The organism is Chitinophagaceae bacterium (assembly GCA_016710165.1).
Lineage (GTDB): Bacteria > Bacteroidota > Bacteroidia > Chitinophagales > Chitinophagaceae > Ferruginibacter.
Genome location: JADJLJ010000002.1, coordinates 13,649 through 32,028, shown reverse-complemented (window position 1 = coordinate 32,028; position 18,380 = coordinate 13,649). Strand labels below are relative to the sequence as shown.

Here is an 18,380-nt window from a genome sequence, read left to right as displayed (position 1 = left end):
CTGTACCAAGTATCCGCTATCCAGTATCTTTGATACATGCCGCATTACCGGGAAATATTACAGAAAAAATTTGATGAGGAATACCAGAAACTCAACCCCGAGCAACGCAAAGCCGTGGATACCATTGAAGGCCCCGTAATGGTGATCGCCGGACCGGGAACGGGCAAGACACAGATACTGGCAGCCCGTATCGGTAAGATCCTGCTTGAAACGGATGCCCTTTCGCAGAATATCCTTTGCCTTACCTATACAGATGCTGGGGTAGTGGCCATGCGCAAGCGCCTGCTTAATTTTATTGGCAGTGACGCATATAAAGTGAACATCCACACTTTCCATTCATTCTGTAATACGGTCATCCAGGAAAACATCCGCCACTTCAACAAGAAAGAGCTCGAATCATTAAGCGACTTGGAAAGGGTGCAGTTTTTAAAAGAATTGATTGACGGTTTTACCAAAGACAATCCTTTGAAACGATACAAGGGAGAGATATATTACGACCTGCCAAATCTTGCTGCACTGTTCTCAGCGATCAAACGGGAAGGATGGAAAGAAGAATGGCTGATACAGCAGATCGGAGAATACATAAATAATATCATCCCTCAAACAGATGGATTTTACAGTAAGCGGGAAAAAGCAAAAGGAAATTTTGCTCTGACACAAAAAGGAAAAGATGAAGTAGAGCGGATGGAAAAATTGAAAGCTGCAATCAGTGCATTTGATAATTATCAGCAAATACTGCATAAAAATCATCGATATGATTTTGACGATATGATAAACTGGGTGATCAATATTTTTGAGACCCACGAAGAAGTATTACGCAATTACCAGGAACAATACCAATACATACTGGTGGATGAATACCAAGATACCAGCGGATCACAGAATAAAATCGTTGAACTGCTGATCAGTTATTGGGAATTTGAGAAGCCAAACATATTTGTTGTTGGTGATGATGATCAGAGTATCTACCGGTTCCAAGGGGCAAACCTGAAAAATATGATGAACCTGGCTGATAAGTTTGAAAAAGACCTTGTGAAAGTGGTGCTTACTCAAAACTACCGCAGCGTTCAACCCATACTGGATGGCGCTAAAGGATTGATTGAAAACAACCAGCAAAGGCTGGTGAAACAATACAGTGACCTAAGCAAAGAACTCATTGCCTCAAACCAGACCATTGCATTATTGAATATAGTACCGGAAATACGGGTTTATGAAAATGAATTTGCGGAAAATATTCATGTCACTAAATCAATAAGGCAATTGATTGATTCAGGTGTGGAACCAGGTAATATTGCTATCATTTACCGGGAGCATAAATTTGGTGATGAGCTGATGAAATTTCTTCACCTGCAGCAAATACCCTTCTTTATAAAGCGTTCCATTAATCTGCTGAATGACGTTTTCATCAACCAGGTACTCAACTTCTTCCGTTACACTGTTTCGGAATCAGATACTCCCTGGAGCGGAGATCCTTTATTATTTGAAATATTACATTATTCCTTTTTCAGGATTAAGCCTTTTAAAATAGCTGCCATAAGCAATGAACTGGCTTCATTAAGGGGCAAACCGCATCCGGAAACAACCTTTCGTGGCTATCTCGACAGGCTAAGAACTGAAACAAACGGAACCCTTTTTGCAGCCGATGAACAAACTACAGAACTGATTCGTGTGGGTACCCTTATTGAAAACCTACAAAAGGAATTATATAATAAGAACATTCAGCAATGGTTTGAATATTTAATCAATGAAAGCGGTATCCTCTCGTATATCATGAAGCATGATGACAAAGCGTGGCTTATGAGTAAACTCACCTGCCTGTTTGATTATATTAAAGAAAGTACTCACCGTAAACCGGATCTCAGTTTAAAGCAACTGGTAGCTCAACTCGATCTACTGAAGGACAATGGCTTATCCCTACCATTGATACAGACCACCGGAACCGAAACTGGAGTTAACCTTCTCACAGCCCACGGCAGCAAAGGTCTGGAATATGAATATGTTTTTTTACTGGCAGCCAGAAACGATGTATGGGAAGGTAAAAGAAAAACCAACCGGGGTTTCCGACTACCACATAATGTACTGGAGCAGGAAAGCGAAGCAGAAACAACCGAGGAACTACGACGATTATTTTTTGTGGCAATCACAAGGGCAGAAAAATACCTCTACATTTCTTATCCGCAGATGAAGAATGATGGCAAACTGCTGGAGCCATCTCAGTTTGTGGAAGAGACCAGGCAACCTCTGCAACTGGAACCGAAGAAGATAAGATTGAGTGAAGAAGATAGAACATTGTTTGCATCGCTGCGTTTTGGATTGATACAAAAACCTGAACTTGAGAAAGCAGAGAAAGAATATATTGACCGCCTTCTTGAAAAATTTGTAATGAATGTAACTGCACTCAACAATTACCTGGACTGTCCAATCCGGTTTTATTACAGCAGCCTCGTTCGGGTTCCCATGGCAAAAAGCGAAGCAGCAGAATTTGGCACGGCTGTTCACGCCGCATTAAATGATTTCATCAATCATATGATGAACAATGGAAAAATTTATCCAGGCAAAGAGTTTTTATTAGACCGTTATCACGTTCATATCAATTCGGGAAGAGAAGTGTTTACAAAAGAAACCCTGCAACGCTTTTCGGAATACGGAGAAGAAATTTTAGATAAATATTTTGATAAATATTATAACCCGGCTCCAAAAGGTGAATTCATCTTAACTGAATACCCATTGACAAAAGTGGTGATAAATGAAGTACCGCTGAAAGGCTTTACAGACAAGATACAGTTCTGGGGCAATGACATAGTTATCACCGATTTTAAAACAGGTAACCTGGTAAAAGCAAAAGCCCGCGGGGATTTTGATCTGCCCGGCACAGAAAAAAAACCGCAGGGTGGCAATTACTGGAGACAGGCAGTATTTTATAAACTCCTGGCAGATAACCTGCCGGGTAAAAACTGGAAAGTACAATATACCCAGTTTGACTTTGTGGAGCCAAACAGCAAAAATGAATTTGACCTATTGAGAGTGGATGTTGACAGTGAAGCTATTGACATAGTAAAACAACAAATAACTTCTGCCTGGCAAAAAATAAAACAGCATGATTTTTATACCGGCTGTGGCAAACCTGACTGTGAATGGTGCAATTTCATAAAAGACAATAAACTGGCAGTGGTACTTCATGAAGAAGAAGAACCTGCAAACCCGGTCAATGAACAGATTTAAGGATTTTTATGACTTTTAAACAGATCAAACAGGTTAAGTTTGCAGTTCAAATTCAGTGGATGAAATTAAACAGGTTACTTTATTTTCTTTCAGCAGTTTCTTTAATTTATGTTATTGCAGTTGGCAGCGGGGGTTGCGCACAGATAGGCGCCCCCACCGGCGGGCCCAGGGATACCATTCCGCCAAGGCTTGTGAACGCATCTCCCAAACCAAACAGCATAAACGTTACCGGCAATAAGATCACGCTGACCTTTAATGAATACGTGAACCTGAAAGAACCACAAACCAATGTACTGATATCCCCCTTTCCTAAAAGACAACCCCAGGTTGACTATAAACTAAAGACGGTAACAGTAAAACTGAAGGACACGCTTTTGCCCAACACCACATACAGCATCAATTTCGGCAAGGCCATTGTTGATAATAATGAGGGGAACCCCCTGGATGATTTTGTGTATGTCTTTTCAACCGGCGCTGTCATTGATTCACTGACACTGAAAGGAAAAGTGCTGATCGGGGAAACCGGCAAGGCCGACAGCACATTGATTGCCCTGCTTTACCGCAATGCCGATGATTCTTCCGTACAAAAAAGAAAGCCGGATTACATGGCAACCCTTACCGGAGACGGCAGTTTCCGTTTTGTAAACCTGCCGGCGGGTAATTTCAAAGTATATGCCCTCAAAGACGGGGATGGTGGAAAGACCTATAACTCGAAGAAGGAACTTTTTGCCTTTGCGGATGCAGAGGTTAATGTTGATCAAAATACCACGCCGGTATTGTTATATGCATCAGCCATTGAAAAAGAAAGCCGCCAGGCAACAGCGCCCAAACCTGCGGCAGAAAAAAGATTAAGGTACACCCTGGCCCCCGCCTACCAGTCGCAGGACCTGCTGAACTCCTTTGAGATCAGTTTTAATAAACCCTTGAAAAAATTTGATACTGCAAAACTGGTCCTGACCGACACCAATCACAAACCCGTTCCGGTAGCCTGGAGCATTGACAGCAGCCGGACAAAGCTCAGCATGGCGGTTAAATGGCAGGAGGAGATGCCGTACCGGCTGATCATGGATACCACGGCTTTTTCCGATTCGGCCGATAACCGCCTTACCCGGCTGGATACCCTGCGCTTTACCACAAAAAGCCAATCGGAATACGGCAACGTAGTGCTCCGTTTTACGAATTTAGATCTGGACAGGCACCCGGTATTGCAATTTGTATCCGGGGAGGAAGTGAAACTAAGTTACCCGGTAACCGCTATGGAATGGAGCAATAAAATGATGGTACCGGGAGAATATGAGCTACGGATATTATTCGATGCAAACCAGAACGGCAAATGGGATCCCGGCAATTACCCAAAAAAACTACAGCCCGAAAAAGTGATCACCCTTCCTCAAAAATTAGGCATCCGGGCCAATTGGGATAATGAACGGGATATAAAACTTCAGGAGTAATCCTGTAACACGTATTTTTGCTGAATGATTTTCTCGTCTTCCCTTTTAGAAAATGCAGTGAATGAATTTGCCAAATTACCCGGCATAGGCAAAAAGACGGCATTACGGCTGGTGCTTCATCTTATTAAACAGGATACCGGTGAGGTGAACCAGTTCAGTGCGGTGATCGCAAAAATGCGGAACGAGATAAAATTCTGCCGCCGTTGTCAGAATATTTCCGATAAAGCACTTTGCAATATCTGCAGCAATACAATGCGCAGGCAGGATATGCTTTGCGTGGTGGAAAATATCCGGGATGTGATCGCGATAGAAAGCACCCAGCAGTTCAATGGCATTTACCATGTGCTGGGTGGAATCATCTCCCCGCTTGACGGCATCGGTCCTGCTGAACTTACCATTGATGCATTGATCGGACGCATCGAAACGGAAGAAACAACCGAGATCATATTTGCACTCAGCCCAACCATCCAGGGCGATACCACCATCTACTACATCAGTAAAAAACTGGCTGCCATGCCCGGCACACAGCCCCGGGCCGTAAAGGTCACCACGATCGCCCGGGGCGTTTCCTTTGGCGGAGAACTGGAGTATGCCGACGAAATGACCCTTGCCAAAAGTATCAGCAACCGCATCCCCGTTGAGAATTTTATCCTTTCCGGTAATTAATTAGCAACCTTTTTCTCCCTGTTTCCGATTCATACCCTGTATGAATAAAAGAAAGCGAACCATCCTTTTGGCGACCATCCTTGTTTTGCTGGCGGCTGCCACCGCCGGTTACCTGTTTTGGAACAAGCCGCATAAAGATGTGATGGATACCGATGCTGTAAAAGTAACCGCAGCAGCGTTGTACAACAGCTACATCACCGATTCAGCAGCAGCCCGGAAAAGATACACCGATCAAGTGCTGGAAGTTTCCGGCGAGATCTCAAAACTGGCCCTTAACCAGCAGGAGCAGCAGATAATTCTTATTAAGACCCCGGTACCAGGGGCATTTATCAATTGCAGCATGGAGAAAAGTTCTGAAATCCTTAAAGAGGGTGGCGCTGTTACCGTGAAAGGAATATGCAGCGGGTATATCGGGGGTGATGCAGACATGGGACTGCCCGGGGATGTTTTTTTAACCAGGGCTTACCCGATCATAAAATAAAACGCTCCATGAAAAAAATTACAGCAATTGCCTTACTGCTGGTTTCGGTTTACCTGGATTGCACGGCCCAGTTGTATTTTACAAAGAACGGTCACATATCCTTTTTCTCTTCAACCCTGCTGGAAGATATAAAGGCAGATAACAACCAGGTGATAAGCATCATCAATACCTCTACCGGTGAGATACAGTTTTCCGTGCTGAACAATGCCTTTCATTTTAAAAAAGCGCTCATGGAAGAACATTTCAATGAAGACTATATTGAAAGTACCCGGTATCCCAAATCAACGTTCAAGGGAACTATCGACAACCTGAAGGATATTAACCTGGACAATGACGGCATTTACAACGTGACCGTCTCCGGCAGCCTGAATATCCATGGGGTAACAAAAACGATCTCAGCCCCCGGCAAGCTGACCATACGGTCGGGGAGCATCCGTGCCGGTTCCGTATTTAAAATAAAGCCGAAAGATTATAACATAAAGATCCCGGCAACTGTAAAGAACAATATTGCCGAGACGGTTGAACTGACCGTGACCTGTAATTACGAAAAAAAGAACTAAGCGATTCCCGGCACACCCGCCCCTGGCTTACCCCTGCCGGTGATATATCAGTTTTTGCTGTATCATCCACATGTCATATTTTTGCCACTGCAAACAGGCAGATTTGTTTATTGTTCGGCCTGTTGATCGTTCCACCAACTGAACTAATAAACGAAAGCAATTCTGCAATACCTTTCCCGGATTGATTCTCGTTTAAAAGTTTGTGGTGATCACTTGACCCGGTTTCATTACCGGAAGTAAATTATTTATTGATGAAAACACTGCAAGACAGTTTAAAAGAACGCATCCTCATCATTGATGGGGCCATGGGCACCATGATCCAGCGGCACAAACTTACAGAAGCCGATTACCGCGGCGAACGTTTTAAGAACTGGCATATTGATGTAAAAGGAAACAATGATCTGCTTTGTATCACACAGCCGCACATCATTAAAGGCATTCATAAACAATACCTGGATGCCGGGGCGGATATCATTGAAACCAATACCTTCAACAGCCAGGCCATTTCATTGGCCGATTATGAAATGGAAAGCCTTGCCTATGAATTAAATCTGGCCGCCGCCAGATGTGCAAAAGAAGCTGTGGCAGAAAGCGGCAAGACTGCGTGGGTGGCAGGCGCCATCGGTCCAATGAGCAAAACATTATCCCTTTCCCCGGATGTAAACAACCCGGGTTTCCGTGCCGTTACCTTTGACCAGGTGGTAAACGCCTATTACGAACAGGTAAAAGGACTGGTGGAAGGCGGCGTTGACCTGCTGCTGATCGAAACCATCTTTGATACCCTGAATGCAAAGGCTGCCATCTTTGCCATTAAAAAATATTTCCAGGATACCGGGAAGCCGGAATTGCCCATCTCTATTTCTGGTACCATCACCGATGCCAGCGGAAGAACATTAAGCGGGCAGACCTTAGAAGCCTTTTACATTTCCGTAATGCATGCCAGGCCCTTAAGTGTTGGATTGAACTGTGCATTGGGTGCAAAAGAAATGAGGCCGCATATTGAAGAACTGTCGCAGCTGGCCAATTGCTATGTTTCTGCATATCCCAATGCCGGCCTCCCCAATGCCATGGGAGAATATGATGAGCAACCGGAAGACACCGGGCATTACCTGGAAGAATGGGCACGGGAAGGCTGGGTGAATATTGTGGGTGGCTGCTGCGGTACCACCCCGGAGCATATCAAGCACATTGCAGATCATGTAAGAAAAATAAAACCAAGAGCATTACCGGTTTTAGAAGAAGTATTATAACCGCTAAGACGCAGAGGCGCAAAACTGATTGCTTAGCGTTGGCGCCTTTGCGGTAAAAAATAAAAAATGTCAACCATTAAACCATACAGCAGATTCAGCGGACTGGAGCCACTGATCGTCCGGCCGGAAACAAACTTTCTGAATGTTGGTGAACGCACCAATGTGACCGGCAGCAAGAAATTTGCACGCCTCATCAGGGAAAACAAATATGAAGAAGCGCTGGGTGTTGCCAGGCAACAGGTGGAGAACGGCGCACAGGTCATTGATGTGAACATGGATGACGCCCTGCTGGATGGTGTGCAGGCCATGACCACATTCATCAATTTATTACAAAGCGAACCGGATATCGCCAGGATCCCGGTGATGCTGGACTCATCCAAATTCGAGATCATCGAAGCAGGGTTGAAATGTGTGCAGGGCAAGTGCATCGTAAACTCCATCTCCATGAAAGAGGGGGAAAAGAAGTTCATTGAACAGGCCATTACCTGTAAAATGTACGGGGCAGCCGTTATTGTAATGGCCTTTGATGAAAAAGGACAGGCAGATACCAAAGACCGGAAAGTGGAGATATGTCACCGGGCTTATAAGATTCTTACAGGAACCGTTGGCTTTGATCCGCAGGATATTATTTTCGACCCCAACATCTTTGCAATAGCCACGGGACTGGAAGAACACAATAATTACGGCGTTGACTTTATTGAGGCCACCCGGGAAATAAAAGAATTGATGCCGCTGACGAAAGTGAGCGGCGGGGTGAGCAACCTTTCCTTTTCTTTCCGGGGGAACGAACCCGTGCGGGAGGCCATGCACAGCGTATTCTTATACCATGCCATCAAAGCCGGCATGGATATGGGCATTGTTAATGCCGGCCAATTGGTCGTGTATGATGAGATCGAACCGGCATTGCGGGAACTATGTGAAGACGTGATCCTGAACCGCAATAATGATAACAACGAAGCCACAGAAAAACTGATCGCTTTTGCAGAAACGGTAAAAGCAGGCGACAAAGAAGAGAAAAAAACGGATGCCTGGCGGAATACTCCGGTTGAAGAACGTTTAAAACATGCATTGGTGAACGGCATCACCGATTTTATTGATGCAGATACCGAAGAAGCAAGGAAAAAATATCCCCGGCCGCTTGATGTGATCGAAGGCCCGCTGATGGCAGGTATGGATGTGGTGGGTGACCTGTTCGGCAGTGGTAAGATGTTCCTGCCCCAGGTGGTAAAAAGTGCACGGGTCATGAAAAAATCGGTGGCGGTTTTAACCCCCTTCATTGAACAGGAAAAAGAAGACCGCAAGCAGGCACACCTTGCTGCAGGAACGGTGAATGAGGAATCTGCCGGGGCAGCAAAGATCTTACTGGCCACTGTAAAAGGCGATGTACATGATATCGGGAAGAATATTGTGGGCGTGGTACTGGGTTGTAACGGGTATGAAATAAAAGACCTGGGTGTGATGGTACCTGCCGATAAAATACTGGATGAAGCAGAAAGGTTTGGTGCTGATATCATCGGCCTGTCCGGATTGATCACGCCGTCGCTCGACGAAATGGTGCATGTAGCGCATGAAATGAAAAGAAGGAACATGAAGCAGCCATTGCTCATTGGCGGGGCCACCACAAGCCGTATGCATACAGCAGTTAAAATTGCTCCGCAATATGACAAAGGCGTGGTGCATGTACTGGATGCTTCCCGGAGCGTGACCGTGGCAGGCAGCTTATTGAATAATGAACAGAAAGAGGATTTCCTGGGTGATATCAGGACCGAGTATCAAAAGCTGAAAACGGATTTTGAAAATAAGAAACCGATCAAACAGTTCTTATCCTTTGCGGATGCACAAAAGAATGCAACAAAGATCAACTGGGCGTCTTACCAGCCGGTTACCCCTGCCTTTACCGGGACAAAGCAATTTGACAACCACGATCTGAATGAATTAAGGAAATACATCGACTGGCAGCCCTTCTTCATCGCCTGGGAATTGCACGGAAAGTTTCCGCAGATACTGAGTGATGATAAGGTAGGAACGGAAGCAACAAAACTGTATAATGATGCCAATGCATTGCTGGACAAGATCATTGCAGAAAAATGGCTGACGGCAAAAGGCGTTACGGGCTTCTGGCCTGCATCCAAAACAGCGCCCGATACGGTGGATGTGTTATCGCCGGGTGGTGTGGTGAAGCTGGAATTCCTGCGCCAGCAGATCAAAAAGGCAGATGGCCAGCCCAATTTATCCCTGGCAGATTTTATTGCCCCGGCAGAAGAAAAGCAGCAGGACCATATCGGTGCCTTTTCGGTGACCATTAAAGGAATTGAAGAACACATCAGGCGCTTTGAATCACAGCATGACGATTATAATAAAATAATACTGCAGGCATTGGCCGACCGGCTGGCAGAAGCATTTGCGGAGTGCCTGCATCAAAAAACAAGGAAAGAATTATGGGGCTATGAGAAGAATGAAGCCCTGACCAATGAACAACTGATCAAAGAAGAATATTCCGGCATACGGCCTGCACCGGGTTATCCTGCCTGCCCGGACCATACAGAAAAGTACAAGCTTTTTGAATTACTGGGCGGCGAAGAAGCCACCGGCATTCATCTTACCGGATCGCTGGCCATGTACCCGGCATCCTCTGTATGCGGATGGTATTTTGCTCATCCCGAAAGCAAATATTTTGGTGTGGGCAAAATAAATAACGACCAGCTGAAAGATTATGCCGGAAGAAAAGGAATGGGCCTGGATGAAGCTTCCAGGTGGCTGAAGCCGGTCTTAGAGTAGCGCTATTCTTTTTCAAACTGCTCTTTCATTTCCTGTGCATTTTTGGCATCGTTTAGTCCTTTTATTAAAAACACGATCACCGCTATTTTAAAGATCAGGCCGCCAAAGATGGTGGTGGGTGCATTAATGGCATTCACCAGGATAAAAACACCAAACAATATCAATCCGCCGATGATTGCATAATAAGGTTTTTTCTTTGTCCAGAACCCCAGCGCAATAAAGCCACCGATGTAACCCGTCCAGAGCATATAGTCCAGCCACATGATCTCTATATCAAAAGGGTATTTAGAAAACAACACCAGGGCATTTAATAACAAAATGCCTGCAGCAATAAAAAGCATATTTCTTGCCTGGCGGATATGCTTGTCGTACCCCTCTATTGAAAATTCTTCTTTTGAAAAAATTGTTTCTGCAGGATTCGCAGATGCGGGGTCTTGCTGGTTGCCTTTAGGAGAAAGTTCGTTGCTGTTTTCCATAATTTATTTTTAACAATGATAATTTAAAATATTTTATTTCTAAACTCCTTTCCGCAATGATTTATTAAGGTTCAGGCAAGGCGATTCAGTTCCAGCCTGTTTATGATATTGAAGACGAGCAGGATCGTCAGGAAATAGTTTTTTATTTCCTCTTTATCCCGCAGGCCATTTTTGGGTGGTTCCAGGAGATTCTCCTCGAATGGCACAGCGATGTAACATTTTCCCGCCACAAAAGAAAGGACAATGTCTTTTCCCAGTCTCTCTTTGATGAGCAATATGTGGTCCATCATATTATAGGAAAGGATCAGCGAGGCCTCATCTGCATTGCTGGTGTAAACCGTATAGTGTTTGCTGAATGCTTCATGGCCCGTATTCACTTTCTGTACATGCGGCAAGGGATACATCCGGTAGTGCTCATCTGCCATGCTTGCAGGCAACTGGGAATTACCTTTCGTCCATAGATACGTTCCCCCGGAGAATGACCTGTTTATCCGGGCACAAAAGAACAATCCTTTAAAGATGTATGTTTTGCTGGTTGAATCATCGATCCATGATTTGATCTCCGAGCAATGAAATGCCAGCCCGTTGTAAACGGTCTCCCAGTAATCATCGCCGTCAAAATGCGTAAAGCGGCGGCGGTACAGACCGCTTGCCTTATATTCCTTCTTTGAAATAAAACCCATGGGTTTATACACTGCCGAAGGATAGATATACGTGATGATGGGGCCAATGATCTTTTCTTTAAAATCGTCGATATACCGGTCGGAGTATCTGGCTGAAAAATAAACGCCGATGATGCACATGATGAGCATGGCAATGGCCAGTATGTGTCCGATGGGCAGCAACCTGTTATAATACAGCAGGAAACTGGTGAAGGTGCCGGCCCCGGTGAACCAGGTGAACCTTTTCCAGTTAGCCGCGGCAGATTTGTCATTGTCCAGTTCATCCAGGCTTGGCTGGATCTTCCGTTTATAGAAATCCTCGAAATTCTTTATGTCTTCCATAATCGTACACTGAATTTATTTCTTTTTTGTAACTATGCATTGTTAATATTCACAACCACTCCGCTTATGCGTATCATCTCGTACAATGTAAACGGCATACGTGCCGCCCTGAAGAAAGGATTCATAGACTGGCTTAAGACCAACCCGGCAGATATCATCTGTTTGCAGGAAACCAAGGCCACCAAAGACGATGTGGACATCAAACAACTGGAAGCGCTGGGTTTTCATCATTACTGGTACAGCGCACAAAAAAAAGGATACAGCGGTGTGGCGGTTTTCTCCAAAAAGAAGCCGGATCATGTTGAGTATGGCAATGGCCATGCCCCCAGCGATGATGAAGGGCGGGTGATACAACTGGACTTTGGCGACATCCGCCTCATCAATGCTTATTTCCCCAGCGGCACCAGTGGTGATGAAAGACAGCAGTTCAAATATGGCTGGCTGGATGAATTTCATTCCTACCTGAACAAACTGAAAAAGAAATACCCGAAAATAATCCTGGTGGGAGATTACAACATAGCGCATCATGAAATTGACATACACGACCCCAGGGGCAATAAGAACAGCAGCGGTTTTTTACCGCAGGAGCGGGAATGGCTTACGAAATTCTTAGACAGCGGCTGGATCGATACATTCCGGGAGTTTCACCCGGAGCCGCACCGGTACAGCTGGTGGAGCCAGCGTTTCCCTTCGGTAAGATTGAATAATAAAGGCTGGCGCATTGATTACATCACTGTTACCGAAGCGCTTAAAAAGCAATTGAAGGATGCCGATATCTTCCCGGATGTAAAGCACAGCGACCATTGCCCGGTGTATGTTGAAATAAAAGAAAAATGATTTCCGGATGATCATCTACAACGTTACCATCAAAGTGCAGGAAGCGATCAAAGAACAATGGCTTACCTGGCTCAAGGAAGAACACATTCCGGAAGTGATAAACACCGGCTGTTTCACCCATGCTGTTATTTTACAGTTGCTGGAAGTGGATACTTCAGAAGGACCTACCTATGCCATACAATACCATGCAGAAAGCAAGGGCCTGTACAACAATTATATTGAGAACCATGCAGCCCTTATGCGCCGGAAAAGTTTTGATAAATGGGGCGATAAATTCATTGCCTTCCGCTCCGTAATGCAGGTTGTTAACTAAATGTGCAAAACAATTATTTCCCGTTTTTTTTAATTCCCGCTGCTTTTTTTAATCGCCTAAAAACCGCATGGGCAAAGGATTTCAGGGGGCAATACGCTAAAACCCTTTACAGCAAAGCGTTTTACGGTTTCCTTCGCCTCCCTGCCCTGGATTTTAAAAATATGCGATGGGGTAAAATCCTTGTCAAATCTGGATTTCAGCAGTTATTTACAAAAAGAAAAATCACAAAAAAAATTTTGTTGCAATCAAAAACCGTATATATTTGTTGCACATTAAAATTCAAAAAAAATTATCATGAACAAAGCTGAATTGATTTCAAAACTTGCTGATGATGCAGGTATTACAAAAACTCAGGCAAACGATGCTTTAGATTCTTTTGTAGAAGCAGTTACTAAAACTTTAAAAGGTGGCGGTAAAGTAACGTTGGTTGGATTTGGTACATTCTCTGTATCAAAAAGAGCTGCCCGTAACGGCCGCAACCCACAAACGGGTGCTGTTATCAAAATCAAAGCAAAGAAAGTTGCCAAGTTTAAAGCCGGTAAGGAATTATCAGCTAAACTGTAATGGTGTATCTACCACATTAAAAAGCAAGGCGCCATGGCACCTTGCTTTTTTTGTACAATGTTTATCTTTCATTTAAACTAAATTCATTTTTATGGGACGTGGTGATATCAAAACCAAAAAAGGTAAGATTACCAAAGGATCTTTTGGTAAATCAAGGCCGTCAAAGCGGGTAAAAAAAGCAGCCACTGCTGCGACTGCCCCAAAAAAGAAAGCGGCTGCCAAAAAGAAGGCATAAATGTGTGATTGGGAATTTGTAATCAATACATGGGATGTTCTGTCCTGAAGCCCAATTACAAATTCCCAATTCCTGTTCCCCCACTAAGGAGCCAGGCGCTCGATCTTCCAGGAATTATCTTCTGCTGATGTATATAATATGCGGTCGTGCAGGCGGTTTGGGCGGCCCTGCCAGAATTCGACCCGGAACGGCTTTACCCGGTACCCGCCCCAATGCGGCGGCCTGGGGATCTCGCCGTGTTTGAAACGTTCCATATAATAATCAAATGTTTCTTTAAGCCAGGCCTTTCCGGCCACTACCAGGCTTTGGGGGGAGGCCCACGCTCCTATTTTACTGCCATCCGGCCGGCTGTTGAAATAAGCAATGCTCTCTTCTGCACTTATTTTTTCTGCAATACCGGTTATCCGTACCTGGCGCTCCAGTTCTTTCCAGAAAAAGACCAGGCAGGCCCGGTCGTTCCTGGCCAGTTCACTCCCCTTCTGGCTGTTGTAATTGGTAAAAAAGACAAAGCCCTTTTCATCAAATCCCTTCAGCAATACGATCCGGGCCGAAGGAACCATATCGGCATCAACGGTTGCCAGGGTCATGGCATTTGCCTCATATATCTCACTTTTCAGCGCATCATCCCACCATTTTTCAAACTGCTTAACAGGATCGGCATCCACATCGGCCTCCAGCAGGGTTTGCATTTTATATTCTGTTCGCAGGTCGGCTATATTTTGCATGGATAACTATTATACGGTAAAGTTCATCTAATTGGTACAAATAAAAAAGGGCTGCTTTACAACAGTCCTTTTTAAAGGTCAACACGCAAATATTATACGTTGAATTCCCGCAGGTGTTTCAGTGATTCCATCGTTTTTATTCTTTCTTTCAGATCATCCCGTTCGATGGCCATGTTTTCCAGCCTGCTTTCCAGTTCACCTATCCGTCCGGCAACCTGCTGCAGCTGAAAATTTCTTTCAGTTACCTCTGCCAGTTGCAGCTTAATGTCTTCATATTGAGTTTGCAGGTAGGCATATTGTTGCGCCAGGTCATCGTATTTTACCTGCAGTCTTTTTGCTTCACCCAGTTCCTGTTTCAGTTCCAACGCCCTTTCTTCGGCACCCTCTGCCTGCTGCTGCTTTATTCCAAGTTTATCCTGTATGCTTTCAATTTCGGCCGACTGGCCTTCCAGTTTACTACGTAAGGTTGTCGCCTCAAAGAGTTCGGCCCGGAGTATCTCCAGTTCCTTTTCCCGTTCAGAAAGCACCGTATTTATATCAGCAATCTGCACCTGCAGACTGTCGTTCATGGAAACCAGTTGTTTTACCTGTTATTCTGAAAACATGGTATTTTTTTATTTTAAATACGGTTCTTTTTCAAATTAGCCGGTTTACCCCCTAAAAACAAGGAAATCAGCCCTTTTTTGTACCTTTTAAGCAATAAACCCCTTTGGGGCAGCGTATTGAAGTGTCCGGGTATCTTCAACAGTAAATGCCCGGTGTAAACTTAACAATAATTGACGGAAGACCAACTCATACGAGGATGTTTAAGGGGGGAACCTTCCTGCCAAAAGGAAATTTTTCACCGCTTCGCCAGCCGTATGCTTGGCGTTTGTCATCGTTATGCCCGCAACGGGGCCGATGCGGAGGACATTTTACAGGATGCATTTATCAAGGTTTTTGACAAGTTGCAGCAGTTTAAATTTGAAGGTTCTTTTGAAGGATGGATAAGAAGGATCGTAGTTAATACGGCTTTGAAAAAATACTCCTTACGGAGATATGAAAAAGAAGTGGTGGGATACGAGGTGAAGGACCGGGATGAAAGTGGTATGGAACCATCGGCCTACAGCCACCTGACCGAGAAGGAATTACTGGACCTGATCAACAGCCTGCCCGACGGTTACCGGATCATTTTTAATTTATACGTGGTAGAAGGATTTCAACATGATGAGATAGCCGAAATGCTGGGCATACAGCCGGGCACCAGCCGAAGCCAACTGGTAAAAGCCCGTAATATGCTGCAAAAACAAATTTTACAATTACAAAAAGTGGCAGTATGAACAACAGCCAGCAATTTGATAACTATATAAAAGAGCAGTTCAGCAGTTACGCTCCCGATGTGCACCCACGCATCTGGGAGAATATTGCCGCCCGGAACGAACGGAGAAAACCGGTTGGTTTCTGGAACAGCAATAAAACCAGGCTGCTGCTGGCTGGCCTGTTCCTGGCAATAAGTACCGGAACGGCCTGGTGGTATTTCAATAAAACGGCTGTGCCTGTCAATACAGAAACTGCTTCCGGAAAAAACAGTGTTCCGGGCAACCCGCAAATAACAACTGGCAAGGATCAGATACCGGGCAATAACAATTCCGCCGCACAGGAAAATCCTTCCACCGGCTTAAATACAGAAAAAGGGGGAGCCGATCCAGGCAACACATCAGCAGGCAACAATTCTTCTCTTTCAACCACCGGGAAAAACAATATTCTTATAAGCGCCCCTTCATCACAGAATGATGATGAGATTTCAGTAACGGAGAATTCCGGAACTGCGAGGAAAAAACAAAAGGGCACCGGCAGCTTATTGAACATGAATATGACCGCTCCCGGTCCTGAAGAGGAGAAAGATGAATATTTAACCGGGGGTAGTTTACTGGGACGCCTGACGTTTGATGCTGAAAAAATGGCTGCGGGGCAAAAAAATAAAAGACAATTACTTCTTTCTTTTAACCAGGTATCCTTTCTTCCTGATTGTCCCGGTATTGAAAAGAATGCCTCCGGGAATAAAAAATACCTGGAAATATATGCCGGCCCCGATTACGCTTTCCGTAGTTTAAGTGATACCGGAAATTCCGAATACCTGAAGAAGAGAAAAGAAAGTACAAAATTCAGTTCGGCATACAGCGCCGGCATCCGCTACACAAGGGTCTTTAATAACTCCATGAGTGTACGTGCCGGAGTTAATTACAGCCAGATAAATGAAAAGTTCACGTTCAGCCAGGGCAATATTGTGCATGTAACGTATATCATTGATGCCAACGGTGATACACTGGGAACCTATACCACTACCGGCACCCGCTATAAAACAACCATTAATAAATACCGGAGCATTGACGTTCCGCTGGTAGTGGGGTATGAATTAGGAAATGGCAAATGGCATGCAAACATCAATGCGGGGGTGATCGTGAATATCTACAGCTGGCAAAAGGGAGACGTGCTTGATGCATCCTACCAGCCGGTCAGCATCACCACCGGGAAAAGTTCCTCGCCATACCAGTTCAAAACAAATGCAGGCCTTGGCTTTACCGGCGGGGTGGCTGTTTATTATAAACTGAATGAGAAGCTTCACCTGCTGGCAGAGCCTTATTTCAGGTATAATTTTTCACCGATGAATAAAGACAATACCACATTAAAACAAAAATACCAAACAGCGGGCCTTCGCTTAGGCGTACGGCTTGACCTGAAATAATACCAGGCAGCACAAAATGAAAATGAAGTATCTGAATAATGCGGGCCTATTAAAACTATAAGATCAATGAACAAAAAAATAATCAGATCATTTTTAGCAGCGGGAATATTCCTGTTGAATTCCTGCCAGAAGAATACGGATATTTTTGTACCTGACCCGGGACAGGTGAATGGTCCCGATACCACCTGGCAACCTGCTGTTACTGCGTCCATGCCGGTTTCAATACTGAAGAACAGTTTACTCCTTGCTCCGTATAACGACAGCATTGAAGTCAACGCTAATATTGCCACGGTATCCACTCCGTTTGGTGTGCAGGTCAACTTCCCTCCCAACTGCTGCGTAAGCACCACCGGCCAGCCCCTTACCGGCAAGGTACAGGTAGAGATCCTTGTATTGAGAAAGAAAGGAGATATGATCCGCATGAACAGGCCTACCACCAGCAACGACAGTTTGCAGGTCAGTGCCGGTGAACTTTTTGTACGGTTGAAAAAGGATGGTGTTCCGGTCTTGCTGGCGCCCAATGCAAAAATAAATATCCGGTATACCGATCTTCCCGTCAACCAGCAGATGAAGTTGTTCTTTGGTGACGAATCAAATCCGCAGCATTTCAACTGGCTTCCGAACAATGACCTGGCAAATAACTTTATTAATGCCGGCTCCCAGGTCTATGAAATTTATACCAATCACCTGCGCTGGATAAACGTGGCTTATAATTACAATGTGGCAAGTTCTGCTACGGTATCGGTATCGGCAGAAATTGCAAATTATTTTACCAATACCAACACGATGGCGTTTACCGTACTGAAAGATTTCCGTTCGGTAGCCGGTATGCATCCGGAACTGAGCGCAAAAAAATTCATCAGCCCGAAACTGCCCGTTGGTAAAGTGATCACGGTTGTGGTCATTTCCAAACAGGCGAACGATTATTATTTAGGTTACGAGAGTGCCGTTACCATGACCCCAACAAATGGTACAAATACCCAGGTTGTTTCTGTCAGGCCCGTTAAAAGATCTTTACCCGAAATATTAGCCTATCTAAGTACCCTTTAACCCTCAAACCAAACAAGAATGAAAAGGGCTGCATGAAATCATG

Annotated in this window: 17 protein-coding genes and 1 pseudogene; 14 read left to right on the top strand and 4 right to left on the bottom strand. The window is 44.7% G+C overall.

Annotated features, from left to right (window positions below):
* Positions 1 to 36: 36 nt before the first annotated feature.
* The 6 genes and pseudogenes from IPJ02_10495 (at position 37) to metH (ending at position 10,408) form a co-directional block, all read left to right on the top strand.
* Positions 37 to 3,222: an ATP-dependent helicase gene (locus IPJ02_10495; protein MBK7375963.1), complete on the top strand. Its 3,186-nt coding sequence runs from the start codon at positions 37 to 39 to the stop codon at positions 3,220 to 3,222.
* A gap of 59 nt (positions 3,223 to 3,281) precedes the next feature.
* Positions 3,282 to 4,673 (top strand): Ig-like domain-containing protein, encoded by a 1,392-nt coding sequence (locus IPJ02_10490; protein MBK7375962.1) that lies wholly within the window; start codon positions 3,282 to 3,284, stop codon positions 4,671 to 4,673.
* Between the two features lie 24 nt (positions 4,674 to 4,697).
* Positions 4,698 to 5,339, top strand: coding sequence for a recombination protein RecR (gene recR, locus IPJ02_10485; GenBank protein MBK7375961.1), 642 nt, complete (start codon positions 4,698 to 4,700; stop codon positions 5,337 to 5,339).
* Positions 5,340 to 5,379: 40 nt separating this feature from the next.
* Positions 5,380 to 5,820, top strand: coding sequence for a hypothetical protein (locus tag IPJ02_10480; protein MBK7375960.1), 441 nt, complete (start codon positions 5,380 to 5,382; stop codon positions 5,818 to 5,820).
* An 8-nt stretch (positions 5,821 to 5,828) separates the two neighbouring features.
* Complete coding sequence (locus IPJ02_10475) at positions 5,829 to 6,380, top strand: YceI family protein (protein ID MBK7375959.1); 552 nt, start codon at positions 5,829 to 5,831, stop codon at positions 6,378 to 6,380.
* A 251-nt stretch (positions 6,381 to 6,631) separates the two neighbouring features.
* Positions 6,632 to 10,408 (top strand): annotated as a pseudogene (gene metH / locus IPJ02_10470) (methionine synthase).
* Between the two features lie 2 nt (positions 10,409 to 10,410).
* Here the strand turns inward: metH and IPJ02_10465 are convergent.
* Together IPJ02_10465 and IPJ02_10460 are read right to left on the bottom strand one after the other, a co-directional pair.
* On the bottom strand, positions 10,411 to 10,884 hold the full coding sequence (locus tag IPJ02_10465) for a hypothetical protein (GenBank protein MBK7375958.1): 474 nt from the start codon (positions 10,882 to 10,884) through the stop codon (positions 10,411 to 10,413).
* 71 nt (positions 10,885 to 10,955) lie between these two features.
* On the bottom strand, positions 10,956 to 11,888 hold the full coding sequence (locus tag IPJ02_10460; GenBank protein ID MBK7375957.1) for a DUF3137 domain-containing protein: 933 nt from the start codon (positions 11,886 to 11,888) through the stop codon (positions 10,956 to 10,958).
* A gap of 66 nt (positions 11,889 to 11,954) precedes the next feature.
* Here IPJ02_10460 and xth point away from each other — a divergent pair, with 66 nt between their 5' ends.
* The 5 genes from xth to IPJ02_10435 all read left to right on the top strand — a co-directional run bounded on the left by xth (position 11,955) and on the right by IPJ02_10435 (position 13,837).
* Entirely contained in the window at positions 11,955 to 12,725 is a 771-nt protein-coding gene (gene xth / locus IPJ02_10455) for an exodeoxyribonuclease III (protein MBK7375956.1), read from the top strand.
* Positions 12,726 to 12,732: 7 nt separating this feature from the next.
* Entirely contained in the window at positions 12,733 to 13,038 is a 306-nt protein-coding gene (locus IPJ02_10450; GenBank protein ID MBK7375955.1) for a DUF4286 family protein, read from the top strand.
* Positions 13,039 to 13,040: 2 nt separating this feature from the next.
* Positions 13,041 to 13,346, top strand: a complete 306-nt coding sequence (locus IPJ02_10445; GenBank protein ID MBK7375954.1) for a hypothetical protein — start codon at positions 13,041 to 13,043, stop codon at positions 13,344 to 13,346.
* Positions 13,333 to 13,602 (top strand): HU family DNA-binding protein, encoded by a 270-nt coding sequence (locus tag IPJ02_10440; GenBank protein ID MBK7375953.1) that lies wholly within the window; start codon positions 13,333 to 13,335, stop codon positions 13,600 to 13,602. Before IPJ02_10445 ends, IPJ02_10440 begins: the two co-directional genes overlap by 14 nt.
* 91 nt (positions 13,603 to 13,693) lie before the next feature.
* Positions 13,694 to 13,837, top strand: coding sequence for a 30S ribosomal protein THX (locus tag IPJ02_10435; protein ID MBK7375952.1), 144 nt, complete (start codon positions 13,694 to 13,696; stop codon positions 13,835 to 13,837).
* Positions 13,838 to 13,920: 83 nt separating this feature from the next.
* Here IPJ02_10435 and pdxH read toward each other — a convergent pair whose 3' ends face one another.
* Both pdxH and IPJ02_10425 read right to left on the bottom strand, forming a co-directional pair.
* Positions 13,921 to 14,562, bottom strand: coding sequence for a pyridoxamine 5'-phosphate oxidase (gene pdxH / locus IPJ02_10430; GenBank protein ID MBK7375951.1), 642 nt, complete (start codon positions 14,560 to 14,562; stop codon positions 13,921 to 13,923).
* Positions 14,563 to 14,654: 92 nt separating this feature from the next.
* Complete coding sequence (locus IPJ02_10425) at positions 14,655 to 15,131, bottom strand: hypothetical protein (protein MBK7375950.1); 477 nt, start codon at positions 15,129 to 15,131, stop codon at positions 14,655 to 14,657.
* A 207-nt stretch (positions 15,132 to 15,338) separates the two neighbouring features.
* Here IPJ02_10425 and IPJ02_10420 point away from each other — a divergent pair, with 207 nt between their 5' ends.
* From IPJ02_10420 to IPJ02_10410, 3 genes are all read left to right on the top strand, one after another.
* Positions 15,339 to 15,881 (top strand): sigma-70 family RNA polymerase sigma factor, encoded by a 543-nt coding sequence (locus IPJ02_10420; GenBank protein MBK7375949.1) that lies wholly within the window; start codon positions 15,339 to 15,341, stop codon positions 15,879 to 15,881.
* On the top strand, positions 15,878 to 17,287 hold the full coding sequence (locus tag IPJ02_10415; protein ID MBK7375948.1) for a hypothetical protein: 1,410 nt from the start codon (positions 15,878 to 15,880) through the stop codon (positions 17,285 to 17,287). Before IPJ02_10420 ends, IPJ02_10415 begins: the two co-directional genes overlap by 4 nt.
* Before the next feature lie 66 nt (positions 17,288 to 17,353).
* Positions 17,354 to 18,337, top strand: coding sequence for a hypothetical protein (locus IPJ02_10410; protein ID MBK7375947.1), 984 nt, complete (start codon positions 17,354 to 17,356; stop codon positions 18,335 to 18,337).
* Positions 18,338 to 18,380 lie beyond the last annotated feature (43 nt).